Here is a 15,172-nt window from a genome sequence, read left to right on the forward strand (position 1 = left end):
TTTCAGCAGCAGTCGGTGGCGTTTGAGCTGTCGCTGCTGCAGCAGCCGCCTCCGGCAGTGGCCGTCTCGGTGATATCGAGGCTGGTCGGTCCGGCTGGTCCGGGAGCCTCGATGCCGGCCCAGGTGGCAAGTTGAGCGCGGTCGGGGTACCGCCCGGTCATCGCGGTGACTCCGTCCACCAGAACCAGCGGCAGCCCGTCGGATCCGGCAACGTGCAGGAACGCTTTCACGGTTTCGGATTCGGCGAACGCACTGGGTTCGCTTGCCAGGTTGTAGCGGGAAACGTCACCACCGCGGCTGCGGACGTAATCCAGGTCGGCGGAGAACCTGACCAGTCGTTGGTCGACGTCTTCACCGCAGACACCCGTGGCGCAACACAATGCGGGCTCGAACACCTGAACCTTGCTCATAGAACGATCTCCTTAGTTTCTGCCTGCTCGAGGTTGGTCGACGTCGCTGACGAGCTGCAAGATCACGGGCCCCACTTCGTCCCCACGGGGTTCCTCACGGATGGCTCCCCTGGGGAGGACTAGCGGGGACGAGTTCGCCGATCAAGTCTTGGACCCGGGCCTTGATATCGTCGCGGATCGGGCGGACCGCCTCGATGCCCTTGCCCGCAGGGTCGGGCAACGCCCAGTCCCGGTAGCTGACGCCCGGGAAAACCGGGCAGGCATCGCCGCAGCCCATGGTGATCACCACGTCGGATGACTCGACCGCGTCGGCGGTGAGGATCTTGGGGGACTGGTCCGAGATGTCGATGCCGATCTCGGCCATCGCCTCAACGGCGGCCGAATTGATCGTGTCGGCCGGGGCGCTACCGGCGGAGCGGACTTCGATCCTGTCGCCGGCGAGATGGGCCAGGAATCCGGCGGCCATCTGCGAACGGCCGGCGTTGTGAACGCAGACGAACAACACACTGGGGCGAGAAGCCATGGGGGTCAACCATTCCGAAATTGATGCTGATCTGTGAGGAGTCAGGATTTGGTGCTGGACGTACGTGGCCGATTCCGCGGGCGACGAGTCGGGTTGCGTCGGTTGAACGAATCGCCTACGTAGGGCAAGGGAGACATAGACGAGAGCGACAAGAACGGGCACCTCAATCAGCGGGCCGACCACCCCGGCCAGGGCTTGTCCTGAGGCAGCGCCATAGGTGGCGATCGCAACCGCGATCGCAAGCTCAAAGTTGTTGCCGGCGGCGGTGAATGCCAGCGTGGTGGTGCGTTCATAGCCCAAGCCGAGGACAGCGCCGAGGACATAACCTCCGCCCCACATGATGGCGAAGTACGCAAGCAACGGAAGTGCAATCCGCGCGACATCCAAAGGCCGGGAAATGATCTGATCGCCTTGGAGCGCGAACAGGATCACGATGGTGAACAGCAGCCCGTAGAGAGCCCACGGTCCGATCTTGGGCAGGAACCGCGACTCGTACCACTGCCGGCCTTTGGCCCTTTCACCCCAGCGGCGGGTCAGGAAGCCCGCCAGCAGCGGGATACCCAGAAAGATCAGGACCGATTTGGCGATCTGCCACACCGAGGTATTGATGGTGGTCCGCTCCAAGCCCAGCCAGCCCGGCAGTACGGAGAGGTAGAACCAGCCCAGCACGGCGAACATCACCACCTGGAACAGTGAGTTCAGCGCCACGAGCACTGCGGCGGCTTCTCGGTCGCCGCAGGCCAAGTCGTTCCAGATGATAACCATCGCGATGCACCGCGCGAGTCCCACAATGATCAGACCGGTGCGATATGCGGGCAGGTCGGGTAGCAGCAGCCAGGCCAGGGCGAACATTAGTGCCGGCCCGATGACCCAGTTCAAGACCAGCGAGGCCGCCATGAGCTTGCGGTCGCCGGTGACGGTGTCGAGGCGGTCGTAACGCACCTTGGCAAGTACCGGGTACATCATCACCAGCAGGCCGATGGCGATGGGCAGCGAGATTCCGTCGACCTCGACGGCGCTCAGCGCGTCACCGAGGCCGGGGATCACCCGGCCCAGCAGCAGCCCCGCGATCATGGCGAGGCCGATCCACAGCGGGAGCATCCGGTCCAGCGCTGAAAGCTTTTTGACCACAGCGGGGTGCTCGGTGTGGGCGGGGGCGCTCATCGGGTGACCTCCTCGGTGCACGCATCGGACGGGGTGACGGGGCCGCTCTCGATCTGCAGGATGGCTGAAAGTTGCTGCAGGGCCGCCGGAATCACCCGGTAGTAGACCCAGGTGCCGCGGCGCTGGCTGCCCAGCAGTCCTGCCGAGCGCAGCACCTTGAGGTGATGGGAAATGGTGGGCTGAGACAAGTCGATGGTCGCCGAGATGTCGCAAACGCAGGCCTCCCCGCCGGAATGGCTGGCGATCAGACTCACCAAACGCAGTCGCACCGGGTCACCCAGTGCCTTGAACATCGGCACCAGCGTCGCGGCCGAAGTCTCGCTCAGGGGTGCACGGGCTAGGGGTGTGCACTGCGGGGCACCCATAAGGACGGCCTGTTTTGACATCCTTCTATATTGACAGATCCCGAATCAATTGCCAATCGGTGGGCACGAAGTGTGACGCAAGCACCTGCCGGGTTCGGTTGTCACAGACCCGTTATGGCGAGACAAGGACGAGCGAGACGTCGCGAACGAGGGGTTAAGTGAGGCGAGGGTCAAGGCCCCACCCCGGGTGGTCAATTTGCTTAACGGTCGTGTGATTGCCGTCAAGGCCGCGGTGTGGCGCGGTTGGGATTGGCCGAGCCTTGACAGCTAGACACCACCGCGCAGACCCTAGCCATTATGGGGCGTGAGGCGCTGCCTCGTGCTATCAACGCCAGCCGCCGAAGCCCGGAGACGTCTACGCGTCGGGGTGAGCTATAAGCAGCGCGCGACTCAGCGGACTAAGCACGGCCGGCCCACCGGTGTGCACCGCCGCATGCAGGTGATCAATGATGCCGCGCACCCGTCTACGTTCTACAGCGTCGGTAAGCCCGTATTCGTAGAGCTCCCAACGGTATTTGTGATCCTCCAGCCGCGAAAGCAGCTCATGGATCACGTTGTCTAGGTCCGCCTGCTCAGCAGCCAAACTCGCGCAATCACACGGGCGCTCCCTATCTGGCACGCGAGGCGACAGTTCGATCGTCACACGCCAAGCCTACGACCTGGGTGTGTCGCTCCGCGACGGTCAGAGCTCAATCAGTCGTCGATTATTCGGCGCCAATGATTCGGAAGGGACCAAGTCATCCGCTTCGGTCCGAAGTCGCTGATGGCCAACCGCATTGTGGCACAACAGAAGACCGGCACCCGGAAGTGTCCAGACTTACGGGTTGGTAATGCGCTGGTCGCGGATTCGAGCTCCGTCCGCCCCACCCGAGAGTTCCTGGTCAGACATCCGGCACTGCCGCCACTGTACTGCGACCTGGCCGACGTGATTGCCAACGTGCTAAAACCCTGGTGGCGCGAAGTTTGTCGATAAGGCTGCCGCAAGCTGGGACGCGAACGCGGGCCCATCGTTCACAAGCGCGTATCCGCCGGCAAGTCCGCCTTGGTTGCAAAGGAGTCGTCTTCGGCGGACCCAGCGGTGGCACACATTGCCGGTCTGGCTGTCTACTCGTCGAACCGCGACGCGCGCGATCCGGGGAACGACTGCGGTGGGGACGCCGCGAGCGTAATCGCCGTAGATGGCTTGGGACCGTGACCAGCGACGGATGATCCTTCGGGCCGCTAGGTATGCGTCCTGAGCAATCTCCACGACTGCGGTTGCTCGTTGCAGTCCGTGGACGCCCCAGAACCGGCCCGGGCCATGGCCCGGTTCACGCCAGCAGTGGGGGACGATGTGCTGATATTCCTTGTCTCCCTGCTGATTCGGTGAGGAATGCTTGGTGAAGTAGATCGCTAAGCGTTTGGGGTCGCAGGCGCGCAATCCATTGAGGATGTCGACGGCGGTGCCGGCGAGTAAGTGGCGGGCACGCTGCTCTGGGTCGGGATGCGCGACGATGTCCGCCCATTCTTGTGACAGCCAGTCCCGGAAAGCGCGGCCTGATCGGCCCACCGCATGTGGGGGAGCCATCCAGAGGTGAATATGCGGTGCGCCGCGACGCTGGAACTCCAGCTTCCATATGTAACGTGCGGGTTCGCCCCATTCGCGTAGGAATCGCTTGCGCCACAACATCATGTGCCGCTTCACACTGGCCCCGTCGGGGGCGACGGTTTCCCAGTCGCCGGGGTAGGTCATGGTCACCATCGCTGGCACACGCCCGCACTGCACCAACGGCGTGTAGTCGAGCTCGGCGAAGGCGCGGCACATCGCGGCACGCGACTTGCGGGACCATTCGGTGACCGCGCGCCCAGGCGGATTAGGCATATCGCGGCCGGACCTAATGCGGTCTGCCTCAGTCGCAACGTCGAGTCGGTGGTGATTGACGGCCCGCTCCGATGCCTTCTCCGCTCGAACGGGACTGGTCCAACCGAGGCGGACCACGCCGGGGCCCACCGTGATCCGGAACCGGCCGGACTCGGGTTCCACGCCGAGACGGTCCCGCCCGTCTGCCCATGGCTCTGCCGGCTCGAACAATGCCGCCGCGGAGGCCACCAACTGGGGGCGAGGGAACCGCAGCCCCAGTGCATCTGCGGCCGACAGGTCCGGATCAACGCCGCCCTCCGCGCTGTCGCGGACACTTTTGGCACATATAACAAGCCCGTTGGTCTCAGCCGGAACACGGCCTACGCCGCTCCCGCCGTCCGACCGATCGCTACCGCTCTCGCGCCCTGCGGCCTTGGCGGCCTCGGGCACTCGCGGTCTACCGGCGTCCGCGGCTCCGTCCGTGTTCCGGCTGGCCGTTCGGGTTGTGTCCGGGCTAAGAGTGGGTCGCTCCGCGGTCGTACTTGTTGGACGCGCGGTCGACCTGTTGACGCTGGGCATCGGGTACCTGCTCCCCGGGAGCCCAAGGCGCGGGTCACTGAGTGCCGGGCGATGAAGGGTTCCCCGTTGGGAGTGCTGTCACCGTGTCCGGTTTGTGTCCGATCGTCGGACGAGCACCCTGCGTCAGACGCGCTCAGCGCGCCGTATTTGACGTATGGGTGTCGTTAAACCGCAGGCCAGCGGCCATTCCATCCACCTGAAAAGCGGAAGGTCGCCGGTTCGATCCCGGCCCTGGCCACTGCGAGAACTTGCTGCTTGACGGCCCTTTTTGATTGCTGGAATGCGCCGTTCGATTCCTCTAGGAGCCCGGTTTATCCGCCGTTTATCCGCCGTCACTTCAGGCTCCGAGCCCGTCCAGCGCATTTGCCACACGATCTAGATCCGAGTCGTACAGATCCGCGTAGGTGTGCGCAGTAACCATGATCGACGCGTGGCCCATGGTCACCTGCAACAGTTTCATGTCTGCGCCGGCCGATCGCGCTAAGGATGCATAGGTGTGTCGGAGGTCATGCACGCGCATCGTGGGGCGCCCGAGTTCGACGATCTGAGTCCGCCAACCAACCGCACGCTTCCAGTTCTCCAGCCCGAGCCGTGACCCCTTCGGCGACATGATCGCCGGTTCGCCAGCCGTGCGGCCTTCTATCCGGCGTTTCAGGGTCGGCACCAGTCGTTCGGGAATCGGTACGCTACGGCGACCGGCGCGGCTTTTCGGTGGCCCTTCAATGAGGCGGCCAGATAGTTGTGTGATCGATCTGCGAACTCGAATGCGCCGTGCCTCCACGTCCACGTCTTCGACGTTGAGCCCGGTCAATTCTCCGAACCGCAATCCCGTATAGGCCAGCATCAGCACCACGTCGCCTTGCTTCGCCGCTCTCGAGTCTTCGCCTGTTGTCGTATCGCATAGTTCGGCGAGCTTCGCCACTTCCACCGCGGTCAGATATACATGGCTAGTCTCGCCCATAGCTGGAAACCGCACGTTCGAGGCGGGATTCTTGCCTCGCAGCCTTTTGTCGGTGATGGCGTGATCCAGTGTCATCCGCAGCACGGTATGAGTCCAGCGCACTGTGCGGGGGCCCAGGCCGGCAGCGGTCATTTCATTGACCCACTCCTGCACGTTCTCTCGCAAGATCCCTCCGATTGGCCAGTTACCGAACTTCGGCTCAATCCTTAGTCGCCAGTTGTCTTCATAGCCACGACGGACTTTCGGCGACAGATCAGGCCGGGATGCAAGCCAACTCTTGTACACAACACGCAGCTCAGTCTTGCCACCGCGCGGATCGACCGGCTCGCCACCTTCACGAGCGTGCCGCACCTCGCCGTCGAACAACTTGGCCGCGCGCAGGGCCTTGAATGTTTTGGATCGCTTGGTGCCATCCGGCAGTAACCATTCGACGTCCCAGCGGGTTCCGGACTTGGCTTCTCGCCTACGAATGGTCACCGCTCGACCCTCGATGCGGCAAGCCATTCGATGACATCGGATCGCATCCAGCGTCGGTGTCGGGAAGACAACTTGCAATGGTGCGGCCCCGGTGACTGTATTCCTCGCTCGCGTTTCGCCGCCCAGTCATGCAGCGTGGAGACTGGGATTCCTGTCATACTTGACACCTCATTTGCGGTGAGCACGTCAGCAGTCGTTCTCATCATGGTTGCCTGTCTTTGTCTCTCGAATTGCTGAAATCCGTTGTCGCGTAGTGATCCGACTGCGGGAAGCGCTTGTCGCTTTGGGTTCTCCAGGTGATGTGTCGGGCCAAGACGCACGATGAGTTCGTCCCAAAGCGGTGCATCGCGATCCCTGGGATCATCGATAAATCGACGGCCGTCTGATACGCAACGCCGCGGCCGCTTTCGGGGATTGTCAGAAGCAAACCGGCTCGGGCTGGTGGGGTTTCGACCGTTGAGCTGGCACCCCATCTCTCCCAGTTCGTGTCACTTCCGCTCGTCATCGTTTCTCCTCGGCTCGCGGTGACTGCTAGATCGATCATCGGATACGGTGATGCCTTGCGCATCGGTCGCGCGAAAGATTTTCCGTCCAGTTTTGATGTGTCCGGCGGAGAGTGTCCTTTACGGTCTGGCGCGGGCCGCGGGTCGCAGCACCGAATTGCGTGAAAGTCCGCCTGTGGAAACAACTTCGCCTGCTTATGGACTCAAGGAGGGGAACTGGGAGGAAATTTGCATTGCCTCGAGGGGCTGGGTATCGATTCACGAACTCAGCAAGAGAATTCTATGGTGTTGGCCCGCGTCCGGCGCGACGAGGAGGTGGTCCGGCGCAACGAGGACATGATCGTACCGAGCGCGGGTGAGGCAATTGCCCAAATGGGACCGGCTTCCACCAGCCCTCTCGATGTGCTTATCAAAGCGGGCTCATGTAACCGGCGACAGTGCGCGGCCGGCGTCTTCTGCCGCGATCCCCAGGCGACGCCGCCTACACGCCGCGACGTTGTCGCAAGGTATGCGTGCCGAGAAAAAGGGGGCCAATGGGGGCCATCCCGTCGGTGTCGCAGCGCGGATCGACCATACGACGGACTCACCGCGTCGCCAAAACGGTATTTCATGGATATCAGCAGTTATCCACGAAAAATTACGCCGTTTTCATCTGATGAATCATGGTCCTAACGGGCCGACGCTTATAGAGCCGATCTGATTGCAGCCGAGATGCCCTGTTGGGGATTGGTTCGGCGGCGCCACCTCCACTTGTCGCCGAACTGCTCGGCCACAGCTACAACACCGCCCAGCGCCACGCGGAGATCGCAGCCCAGCCCTGAGCCCGTTACGTGACCAAGGTCGCGAGCCGAATCGAACTGACCCAAGGGTCTCAAGTCTGTGCCGCAAAGGCTTTGGACCATCGCGGCCGCATACCAGCTAACGGGCGTCCGAAGATTTGATGTTCGCCTCGCGGATCTGCAAGAAGGTCGAGATGTGCTGCTTCCTGTCATCCGCAGTGGGAAGGCTGCGATCTTAGCGTGGCGCCGGTACCATCGACTCAAGCAGTCATTGCGAACGGGCGGCGCAGCCCACGGAAATATTCACTCCTACTTCACCTTTCGTGAGGATAGTTATGCGCGAGGAACTATTTTCCGGCTTCAATGAAGCCGGGTGGGATGAGGCGCCCTGGGACGTCGAACCGACGTTCACTGCTGAGGAGTTGCAGATCCTGCTCAACCCGGCGTTATCGGCCGCTGAGGCCGCCGATCGTGTGGGTTGCGTCGTCCACGACGTCCTGCGGGTGCGTCGAACGGCCTGAAAGCAGCGTTCGCGCTGGATAAGCCGCCGAGCGGCGGGCGAGTTCTTGGGACTTTCGCCGCTGGTTCCCTGCCGGACCGGGACAAACTTGGTGCGCGTTCGATACGAGGGTTCTCACCTCGCCGCGTTCGTTCCGCAATCTCTGTCTCCGCGAGCATTCGCGCACACTTCGTGTAACGGTTCCGGCCGCCAGAGTTGCCCTCATCTCGTTGGGTGCATCGCTGAGGGCCGCAAGCAAAAAACGCGTGCGGGTCGGTGGAACAAGTTCTGACGCCGAGTCGCGATGCGCGTAGGGTGGTGATCGAGCTATTCAACCATTGTGCGGCCCCTGAACGCCTAGTGCCCGTGCGGGAAGCCAGGCCGCCATGTCTGATAATGCTGCATTTGACGTCCAACTCAGATCGGTGATGACGAACCTCGCCGACAAATTCCCGCTCGGCGCCATCCCTCTCGGGGACACGTTGGCCAGTGTTACCGCCGCGGCGGTCGAATTGATTCGCGGCGTCGATCACGCTGATGTCCTGTTGATCGATGGCGATCGGTTCGACTCGCTCGCGAGTACCGCGCCGGTAGCCGAAGAACTCGACGCGGTGCAGTTACGTTTTCAGCAGGGGCCCTGTTTGCAAGCCGCTGTCGCTGACTCGGTGATCCGTTCCCCTGATCTGCGTACCGAGCCTAGGTGGCCCGAATTTGCCGTTGCAGCAGTCAGTCTAGGAATATTCAGCGTTTTGTCGTTTCAGCTTTACACGCACAGCGGTGGTGCCGGGGCGCTCAACTTGCTCGGCCGGACTCCCGGCGCGTTCACCCGTGAGGCCGAAGCGTTGGGGGCCATGTTGGCCACCCATGCCGCGCTGGCTCTGGCCGCGGTTAACACACGCCAGCAGTTCGACTCCGCGCTGGCCACCAGGGACCATATCGGCCAGGCCAAGGGCATCCTGATGGAACGCCTCGATATCGACGCCGTGCACGCGTTCGACATGCTGAAAATGCTGTCGCAGCAGACCAATATCCCGATTCGGGACCTGGCCAAACGAATTATCGAAACGCGGCGGCCGAGCGCCGAACAAACGATTTGAGTCAGTTCGACGTTTCGCCGTTGTGGTGACGGGTAGCGAAGAAAATCAGGCGGCGTGGCGGTGCCGGCACTGCTGTGCTGCTAGCTCTCGGTAGTCATAAAGCGGCTACCGAGAGCGCACGCCACCTTTGTTGCGTGATAGTTCCTTGCTGGCCGAACCAGTTTTCGGTGTTCGACCACTGGCCCGGCCGGCGGCGTGATCGACGGCCCATTCGTGTGGGTCGCCCACAAAGGATCTTGAGCAGCCAAGCAGTCGACGTCAGTAAGTCGGCCCAGCTGCAGTGACCGTGCTATCAGTTCGCCGTGTTCCTGGTCGGCCCGTCGGCCGAAAATTAAACCAGGCGAGTGTGTTTGGATCGGCGGACGACGTGTTCCTGTGGCCGCGTCCCAGCATGGTGCAGGCGCTGATCACCTACAAGATGCCGTGCTCGCGCTAGGTTGGCGAATACGACAGGAAGGCCTTGCAGCGAGCACGCAGCGATGGCGCTGACGGTCAGCCGTTGGAAGTCCAGCTTTGAGGAGGCGTCCCAGGCCCCTCACGTCTTGGTCGATCGGGCGGCGTACCGAAGCTCGGTCCTACCTGGGGAGCCTTGGCGGCCACGCCGGCTGTTGATGTCAGATTGTGCACGGCAAGATCACACATAGCCGTCCCTCGATTATCCGAGTCGGTGATACTTGACCAGTGACGAACAACGACGTTCATCCTGACCTGCAACGATTTGCCCGGTTCGCCCCACGTCGGCTCGTCGGCCCCCGGACCCTGCCGGTTTTGCGGGCAGCGCTCGCGTGGCGGGGGCGCCTCGGCAATTCCGTGGCCGACGTCGAGGCGATCACCCTCGATTCCGGGGCGGGTGTTCGGCTGTTCCGGCCCGTCGGGGTCAGCGAGACCACACCCGCGCTGCTGTGGATCCACGGCGGCGGATACGTGATCGGCACCGCCCAACAGGACGACCAGCTTTGTAGCGGGTTCAGCACGCGCCTGGGCATCGTTGTCGCATCGGTGGAATACCGTCTGGCGCCCGAACATCCGTATCCCACACCGCTGGAAGACTGCTATTCGGCATTGACCTGGCTGGCCGGGCTGCCGTCGGTGGACCAGTACCGCATCGCCATCGGCGGCGCCAGTTCCGGCGGCGGCCTTGCGGCCGCCGTGGCCCTGTTGGCCCGCGACCGCGCCGAGGTGAACCCCGCATTCCAGCTGCTGACCTATCCCATGCTCGACGACCGCAGTTCGGCGACGGCGCCCAGTGCGAACTACCGGATGTGGGACAACCGCAGCAACAGGTTCGGCTGGGCAGCATATCTCGGCAACGCTGACCCGCAAGTCGCCGTCCCCGGACGCCGCGACGACCTCAGCGAATTACCGCCGGCTTGGATCGGCGTGGGCACGCATGACCTGTTCCACGACGAAGACCTGGCCTATGCCGAGCGCCTGCGTGCCGCAGGGGTGCCGTGCCAGGTCGAAACCGTTCCGGGCGCCTTCCACGGCTTCGACCTGGTCGCACCGAAAGCCCAAGTGTCACGGCGGTTTTTCGACAGCCAATGCGACAGTCTGCGCGCCGCACTTGCCCCGACCGCTTGACACCAGCTCACCACCGATGACGGTGGCCGCCGCCAGCTGTCAGGTTTCGGGTTGCGTTGACAACCACCCTGGGTGCTCGCGCGGGGCGGCGGTGGTGGCGCACGGGTCGGGGTGGCCGCAACGGCTAACCATAGCCCGACCAATCCGACCCGCCGAGCTCGACTACCTTTCGCGTGCGACTACATGACAAACAAAACCTGACGTAATGTAAGGTAAGCCACCCGGTGGTGCAAATGGTGATATGCCAGAATTTTTGGGTTGCAGCCTCAGGAGTTTTCCATGATGACGTCGCCTGCTCAGCAACAGCAGCGGCGGCGGCACATTCTCACCGTCACGCTCGGCATTGCGCGTAAAGGCGGATATGAGGCCGTCCAGATGCGCGCTGTCGCCGACTGCGCCGACGTGGCTGTGGGCACCGTCTACCGCTATTTTCCATCGAAACAAAACTTGCTGTTGTCTGCTCTGGAGAGCGAACTTGACCGTTTTGAACGCAAAGCGCGCCCGGCGCCGACCGGTGCCGCCGATTGTTATGAGCAGCTTTGGCAAGTGATTTCGAACTTGTATGCAGACATGGCACGCGACATCCGGCTTGCCGAGGCCATGGCACGAGCCTTTATGGTCGCCTACACCAGCGAATGCAGTGACGCCGATCGGATCCGCCATCGGCTCGACGCACTGTTTGCCCGCCTGCTTGCCGGCGGCGACCCCAGCACCGCCCAACGACAGGTCGCCTGCGTCATCGTCGATGCCTGGGTGTCGAACGCAGTGTCGTGGCTACGGCGCCGGGCCACCACAGGGGATATCAACCACCGTCTGTGGCACTTGCTGGGAGTGGTGGCCCGGCATGAGGGCGCGCATTGGCCGCCAAACACGCGGCCCGATTCCGGCTAGTCAGGCCGGACAACTTCGGGACGGGCAGAGAGGTTGCGACAGCTCCTATTTCCCGGACTTCCCGATGGTCCGGGTCACTAGATCAATGGTTATCTGCATGCGGCGTTGCAGCTCCAGCGCCGTGGTGCGGCCGTGGGCAACAGCTAAAACGTTTGAGGTCCAAACATCGGCAAGGATCTCCCCGATCTGTACACAGTGATTGCCAGGAGCGGTTGAACCCATGGCTTCGGCAAACATCGTCGCAATCTGCGCTCGGATTTTCTTTACATCGAGCGCCGCACTCGAGTCGGCGGATAAGTAGGCAGTCGCCATGGCTTCGGTGAGCCGAGGATGTTTGGTTGCCGTCTCGCTGAGGCAGTTTACGAGGTCCGACAGACGCGAAAAGGGTACGGCATCGCTACGTTGCGCAACGGAAGACTCCTGGTTAATCCGCTCGAGCCAAAGGCCGAATGCTGCCACCAGAAGGTGATCCTTGGACGGAAAATACCGGTAAAGAGTGCCAAGGGATACCTGGGCCCGCGCGGCCACTGAACGCATCCCGACTGATTCGTAACCTCCGTCACTTGCAATAGCGGCGGCGGTGACCAAGATCTGTACCCGGCGATCGCGACGCGTTTGGCTGGGCAAGACATCATCCGATAGCGAACGAATCGCTGTGGTCGACCGATGGCCCTGTGGTGCTCGTCGTTTACCGGAGGTGGGCATATTGTGTACTCCTGAGCGGCGCCCGGGTGCGCTGGTGTCGGCGGACACGGAAAAATCCCCACTGACGGCCAGCTGATCTCCCCGCTGGCGGTCATGAATTCTCCCCACTGACGGCCACGGATTTCCCCATTGCGGTCGTGTCGCTGCCGGTTGTCGGCGGCGGTGTCGGGCTGGCTGTTCTGGACCGAATGTGTCCAGGGCGGAAGGCCAGTAAGTGAAGAGCAGTGAGGAGATCATGGAGATTTTGGAGGCGTTTGATTTGACCGGCGGATTACGAGCGGCGGCGGCGTTGGCTGGCTGTGATCACAAGACGGTGGCTCACTACGTGGCGTTGCGCGATGCCGGGCTCAGCCCGGAGGAGCGGCCGCGGCGGGCGATGGCCATTGATCCGTTCCTGGACAAGATCGAGGAGTGGGTGGACCATTCGCAGGGGTTGATCCGCGCCGACGTCGCGCACGACAAGCTGGTTGCGATGGGCTTCGGCGGCTCGGAGCGCACCACCCGGCGAGCGGTGGCGGCGGCGAAGAAGTCGTGGCGGTCGGGTCATCGCAGGGTGTTTCGGCCGTGGGTGGCTGAGCCGGGGTTATGGCTGCAGTTCGACTGGGGCCAAGGGCCCACCGTCGCCGGTCGGCCCACGTTGTTGTTCTGCGCCTGGCTGGCCTGGTCACGGTTTCGGGTGGTGCTGCCCGCCTGGGATCGCACCCTGCCGACCCTGCTGGGCTGTTTGGACGCCACGCTGCGGGTGATCGGTGGGGCACCGACGTATGCGTTGACTGACAACGAGAAGACGGTCACTGTCGAACATGTTGCCCGGGTCCCGATTCGGCATCCCGACGTGGTGGCCGCGGGTCGGCATTACGGGATGACGATCCGCACCTGTGTGCCGGCTGACCCTCAGTCCAAGGGCGGTGCGGAGGCCACCGTGCGCATCGCCAAAGCCGATCTGGTGCCCACCGAGGCTAATCTGCTTGATGCCTACGCCACCTTCGCTGAGCTGGCCCAGGCCTGTCGTGACTTCTGTGAGCAGGTCAATGCCCGGCCGCATCGGGTGACCGGTCAGGTCCCCGCTGAGCTGTTGGTCGAGGAACGTGCACGGCTGCATGTGCTGCCCGCCCAACCGGTGGCCATTGCGTTCGGCCTGACCCGCCGGGTGGGCTGGGACTCCACGATCAGCGTGGAGGGAGTGCGCTATTCGGTGCCGCACCACCACATCGATGAGCGGGTCTGGGTGCGCTGGTGCGGTGAGGAATTGGTAGTCACCGTCATCGATGAAGCGGGCCCGGTCGAGATCGCCCGCCACGGGCGCGGGCAACGTGGGCGACCCCAGATCCGCGACGAGCATTACCCCAGTGACCATCCCGGAGGCCGCGCGCTGCCCGGGGACCGCACCCCACGCGCGGCCAACCCGGCCGAGGCCGCGTTTCTGGCTATCGGTGACGGCGCGGCCGCGTGGCTGACCGAGGCCGCTGCGTCCGGCGCGGCTCGGGTGCGCTCGAAGATGGCCGAAGCGGTGGCGTTCGCCAAACTGCACGGCTCGGTTGCCGTCGATCAAGCGTTGGGCACCGCGGCGTTGGCCGGCCGATTCGCCGATGCGGATCTGGCCGCGATCTTGACCCACCAGCAGCACGGGCCCAACGGCCCGCCGACCCGGGCCACCGAAACCCACAGCCTGCAACCCGGCACCGCCGGCTGGTCGGGGTTCGGCGCGACCAATCCCGGCGGTGAAAAGTGACCGCAACCAAAAAACCGGCAGTGACGGTCGGATCCGGTGTCGCCGGGCCCGCCACCCAGACCCTCGAGGAGGTGATCGCGTTAACCCGCCGCCTGCGGATGCCCTACCTGCGCAAAGCCATTGCCGACGTGGTGCCCACCGCCCGAGCTCAACGCTGGGACCCCGCCGAGGTGCTGCGCGTACTGCTTTGTGAGGAGATCACCGGCCGCGACGAAGCCACCCTACGGCTGCGGCGAGCGCGGGCGAACTTCCCGGCCGGCAAGACCTTCGCCGTTTGGGATGAAACCCGCTGCTCCATCCCCGCACCCACCCAGCAAGCCCTGCGCGGCATGGAATGGGTCGACCGGCGCGAGAACCTTTGCGTCTGTGGTCCCAGCGGCACCGGCAAGAGCCACTTCTGCGAGGCCCTGGGACAGCTGGCCATCGACACCGGACGCACCGTGGCCTGGTTTTCCATCGACGACCTCGGCGCCCTGGTACGCCGTCACCGCGCCGATGACTCCATCACCAAAGCGGTCCGCCGCATCACCCGAGTCGATCTGATCATTCTTGATGACATTGGCATGCTGCCCGTCGGCGAGGACGCCGCCGAAGGGTTCTATCGGCTTGTCGACGCCTGCTACGAAACCCGTTCGCTGGCAGTGTCATCCAATCTGCACCCGGCCGGCTTCGACGAACTCATGCCCAAGACCCTGGCCACCGCCACCGTCGACCGGCTGTTACACCACGCCCACGTCTGCGTCACCGAAGGCCAATCGTTCAGGCTCGCCCAAGCCACCACCGGCAAGGGGGTGGCGCCGCTACCCAACTGATCAACCGGGGAGATCCCACGTCCGTCCGTGGGGAGTACTCGTGGCCACCAGCGAGGAGATCTCCTGACCGTCAGTGGGGAGAACTACATGACCGTTGACAGCTGGTTCAATCCTGAACGGGTATCGGTCCGCCCCCCCAGGGGGCAGCCGGTTGATACGCATTCCGTTGGTTCCCATCGTGGATGCGAACTCGGTGAGGCCATTGTTAAGGCCACGCCCACCCGGCTATCTGTGTGGCTAGATCCGTGATCGTG

12 protein-coding genes and 1 pseudogene are annotated in these 15,172 nt (G+C 63.5%); 6 read left to right on the plus strand and 7 right to left on the minus strand.

All coding sequences use genetic code 11. From position 1 onward, the window contains the following. Window positions 1-2: 2 nt before the first annotated feature. The 6 genes from arsD to MTAB308_RS20250 all read right to left on the minus strand — a co-directional run bounded on the left by arsD (window position 3) and on the right by MTAB308_RS20250 (window position 6,319). Window positions 3-410 (minus strand): arsenite efflux transporter metallochaperone ArsD, encoded by a 408-nt coding sequence (gene arsD, locus MTAB308_RS20220; RefSeq protein ID WP_077101533.1) that lies wholly within the window; start codon window positions 408-410, stop codon window positions 3-5. A gap of 94 nt (window positions 411-504) precedes the next feature. After that, window positions 505-2,097: an ACR3 family arsenite efflux transporter gene (arsB, locus tag MTAB308_RS20225; RefSeq protein ID WP_077101535.1), complete on the minus strand. Its 1,593-nt coding sequence runs from the start codon at window positions 2,095-2,097 to the stop codon at window positions 505-507. Continuing rightward, window positions 2,094-2,483: an ArsR/SmtB family transcription factor gene (locus MTAB308_RS20230; protein WP_077101537.1), complete on the minus strand. Its 390-nt coding sequence runs from the start codon at window positions 2,481-2,483 to the stop codon at window positions 2,094-2,096. The genes arsB and MTAB308_RS20230 overlap by 4 nt, the downstream gene beginning before the upstream one ends. A gap of 334 nt (window positions 2,484-2,817) precedes the next feature. After that, window positions 2,818-3,105, minus strand: a complete 288-nt coding sequence (locus tag MTAB308_RS29010; protein ID WP_157900982.1) for a hypothetical protein — start codon at window positions 3,103-3,105, stop codon at window positions 2,818-2,820. A gap of 297 nt (window positions 3,106-3,402) precedes the next feature. Next, a complete protein-coding gene (locus tag MTAB308_RS20240) occupies window positions 3,403-4,485 on the minus strand; it encodes a rolling circle replication-associated protein (protein WP_245831455.1) in 1,083 nt (360 codons plus the stop codon). Window positions 4,486-5,218: 733 nt separating this feature from the next. Beyond that, window positions 5,219-6,319, minus strand: a complete 1,101-nt coding sequence (locus tag MTAB308_RS20250) for a tyrosine-type recombinase/integrase (RefSeq protein WP_077101541.1) — start codon at window positions 6,317-6,319, stop codon at window positions 5,219-5,221. Window positions 6,320-7,936: 1,617 nt separating this feature from the next. Here MTAB308_RS20250 and MTAB308_RS20260 point away from each other — a divergent pair. The 4 genes and pseudogenes from MTAB308_RS20260 to MTAB308_RS20275 form a co-directional block, all read left to right on the plus strand. Beyond that, on the plus strand, window positions 7,937-8,122 hold the full coding sequence (locus MTAB308_RS20260) for a hypothetical protein (protein WP_077101546.1): 186 nt from the start codon (window positions 7,937-7,939) through the stop codon (window positions 8,120-8,122). A gap of 406 nt (window positions 8,123-8,528) precedes the next feature. Beyond that, window positions 8,529-9,197 (plus strand): GAF and ANTAR domain-containing protein, encoded by a 669-nt coding sequence (locus MTAB308_RS20265; protein ID WP_077101548.1) that lies wholly within the window; start codon window positions 8,529-8,531, stop codon window positions 9,195-9,197. A 681-nt stretch (window positions 9,198-9,878) separates the two neighbouring features. Then, window positions 9,879-10,778: an alpha/beta hydrolase gene (locus tag MTAB308_RS20270; protein ID WP_077101550.1), complete on the plus strand. Its 900-nt coding sequence runs from the start codon at window positions 9,879-9,881 to the stop codon at window positions 10,776-10,778. 300 nt (window positions 10,779-11,078) lie between these two features. Further along, window positions 11,079-11,669 (plus strand): annotated as a pseudogene (locus MTAB308_RS20275) (TetR family transcriptional regulator); the annotation flags it as partial. Window positions 11,670-11,714: 45 nt separating this feature from the next. On the opposite strand, the gene MTAB308_RS20280 reads toward MTAB308_RS20275, so the two are convergent. Next, a complete protein-coding gene (locus MTAB308_RS20280; protein WP_173842212.1) occupies window positions 11,715-12,374 on the minus strand; it encodes a TetR/AcrR family transcriptional regulator in 660 nt (219 codons plus the stop codon). Window positions 12,375-12,588: 214 nt separating this feature from the next. Here MTAB308_RS20280 and istA point away from each other — a divergent pair, with 214 nt between their 5' ends. Further along, window positions 12,589-14,106 carry an IS21 family transposase gene (gene istA / locus MTAB308_RS20285; RefSeq protein WP_077101554.1) on the plus strand — a complete coding sequence of 506 codons (1,518 nt, stop codon included), beginning with the start codon at window positions 12,589-12,591 and terminating at the stop codon, window positions 14,104-14,106. A gap of 98 nt (window positions 14,107-14,204) precedes the next feature. After that, window positions 14,205-14,918 carry an ATP-binding protein gene (locus tag MTAB308_RS20290; RefSeq protein ID WP_083746431.1) on the plus strand — a complete coding sequence of 238 codons (714 nt, stop codon included), beginning with the start codon at window positions 14,205-14,207 and terminating at the stop codon, window positions 14,916-14,918. Window positions 14,919-15,172 lie beyond the last annotated feature (254 nt).

This window comes from Mycobacterium terramassiliense (genome assembly GCF_900157385.1).
Taxonomy (GTDB): Bacteria; Actinomycetota; Actinomycetes; order Mycobacteriales; family Mycobacteriaceae; genus Mycobacterium; species Mycobacterium terramassiliense.

Bases quoted from the DNA above. Each gene is read 5' to 3' on its own strand.
- MTAB308_RS20230 (WP_077101537.1), bottom strand. From the start codon at position 2,483: ATGTCAAAACAGGCCGTCCTTATGGGTGCCCCGCAGTGCACACCCCTA.
- arsD (WP_077101533.1), bottom strand. From the start codon at position 410: ATGAGCAAGGTTCAGGTGTTCGAGCCCGCATTGTGTTGCGCCACGGGT.
- MTAB308_RS20260 (WP_077101546.1), top strand. From the start codon at position 7,937: ATGCGCGAGGAACTATTTTCCGGCTTCAATGAAGCCGGGTGGGATGAG.
- MTAB308_RS20290 (WP_083746431.1), top strand. From the start codon at position 14,205: ATGCCCTACCTGCGCAAAGCCATTGCCGACGTGGTGCCCACCGCCCGA.
- arsB (WP_077101535.1), bottom strand. From the start codon at position 2,097: ATGAGCGCCCCCGCCCACACCGAGCACCCCGCTGTGGTCAAAAAGCTT.
- MTAB308_RS20280 (WP_173842212.1), bottom strand. From the start codon at position 12,374: ATGCCCACCTCCGGTAAACGACGAGCACCACAGGGCCATCGGTCGACC.
- MTAB308_RS20265 (WP_077101548.1), top strand. From the start codon at position 8,529: ATGACGAACCTCGCCGACAAATTCCCGCTCGGCGCCATCCCTCTCGGG.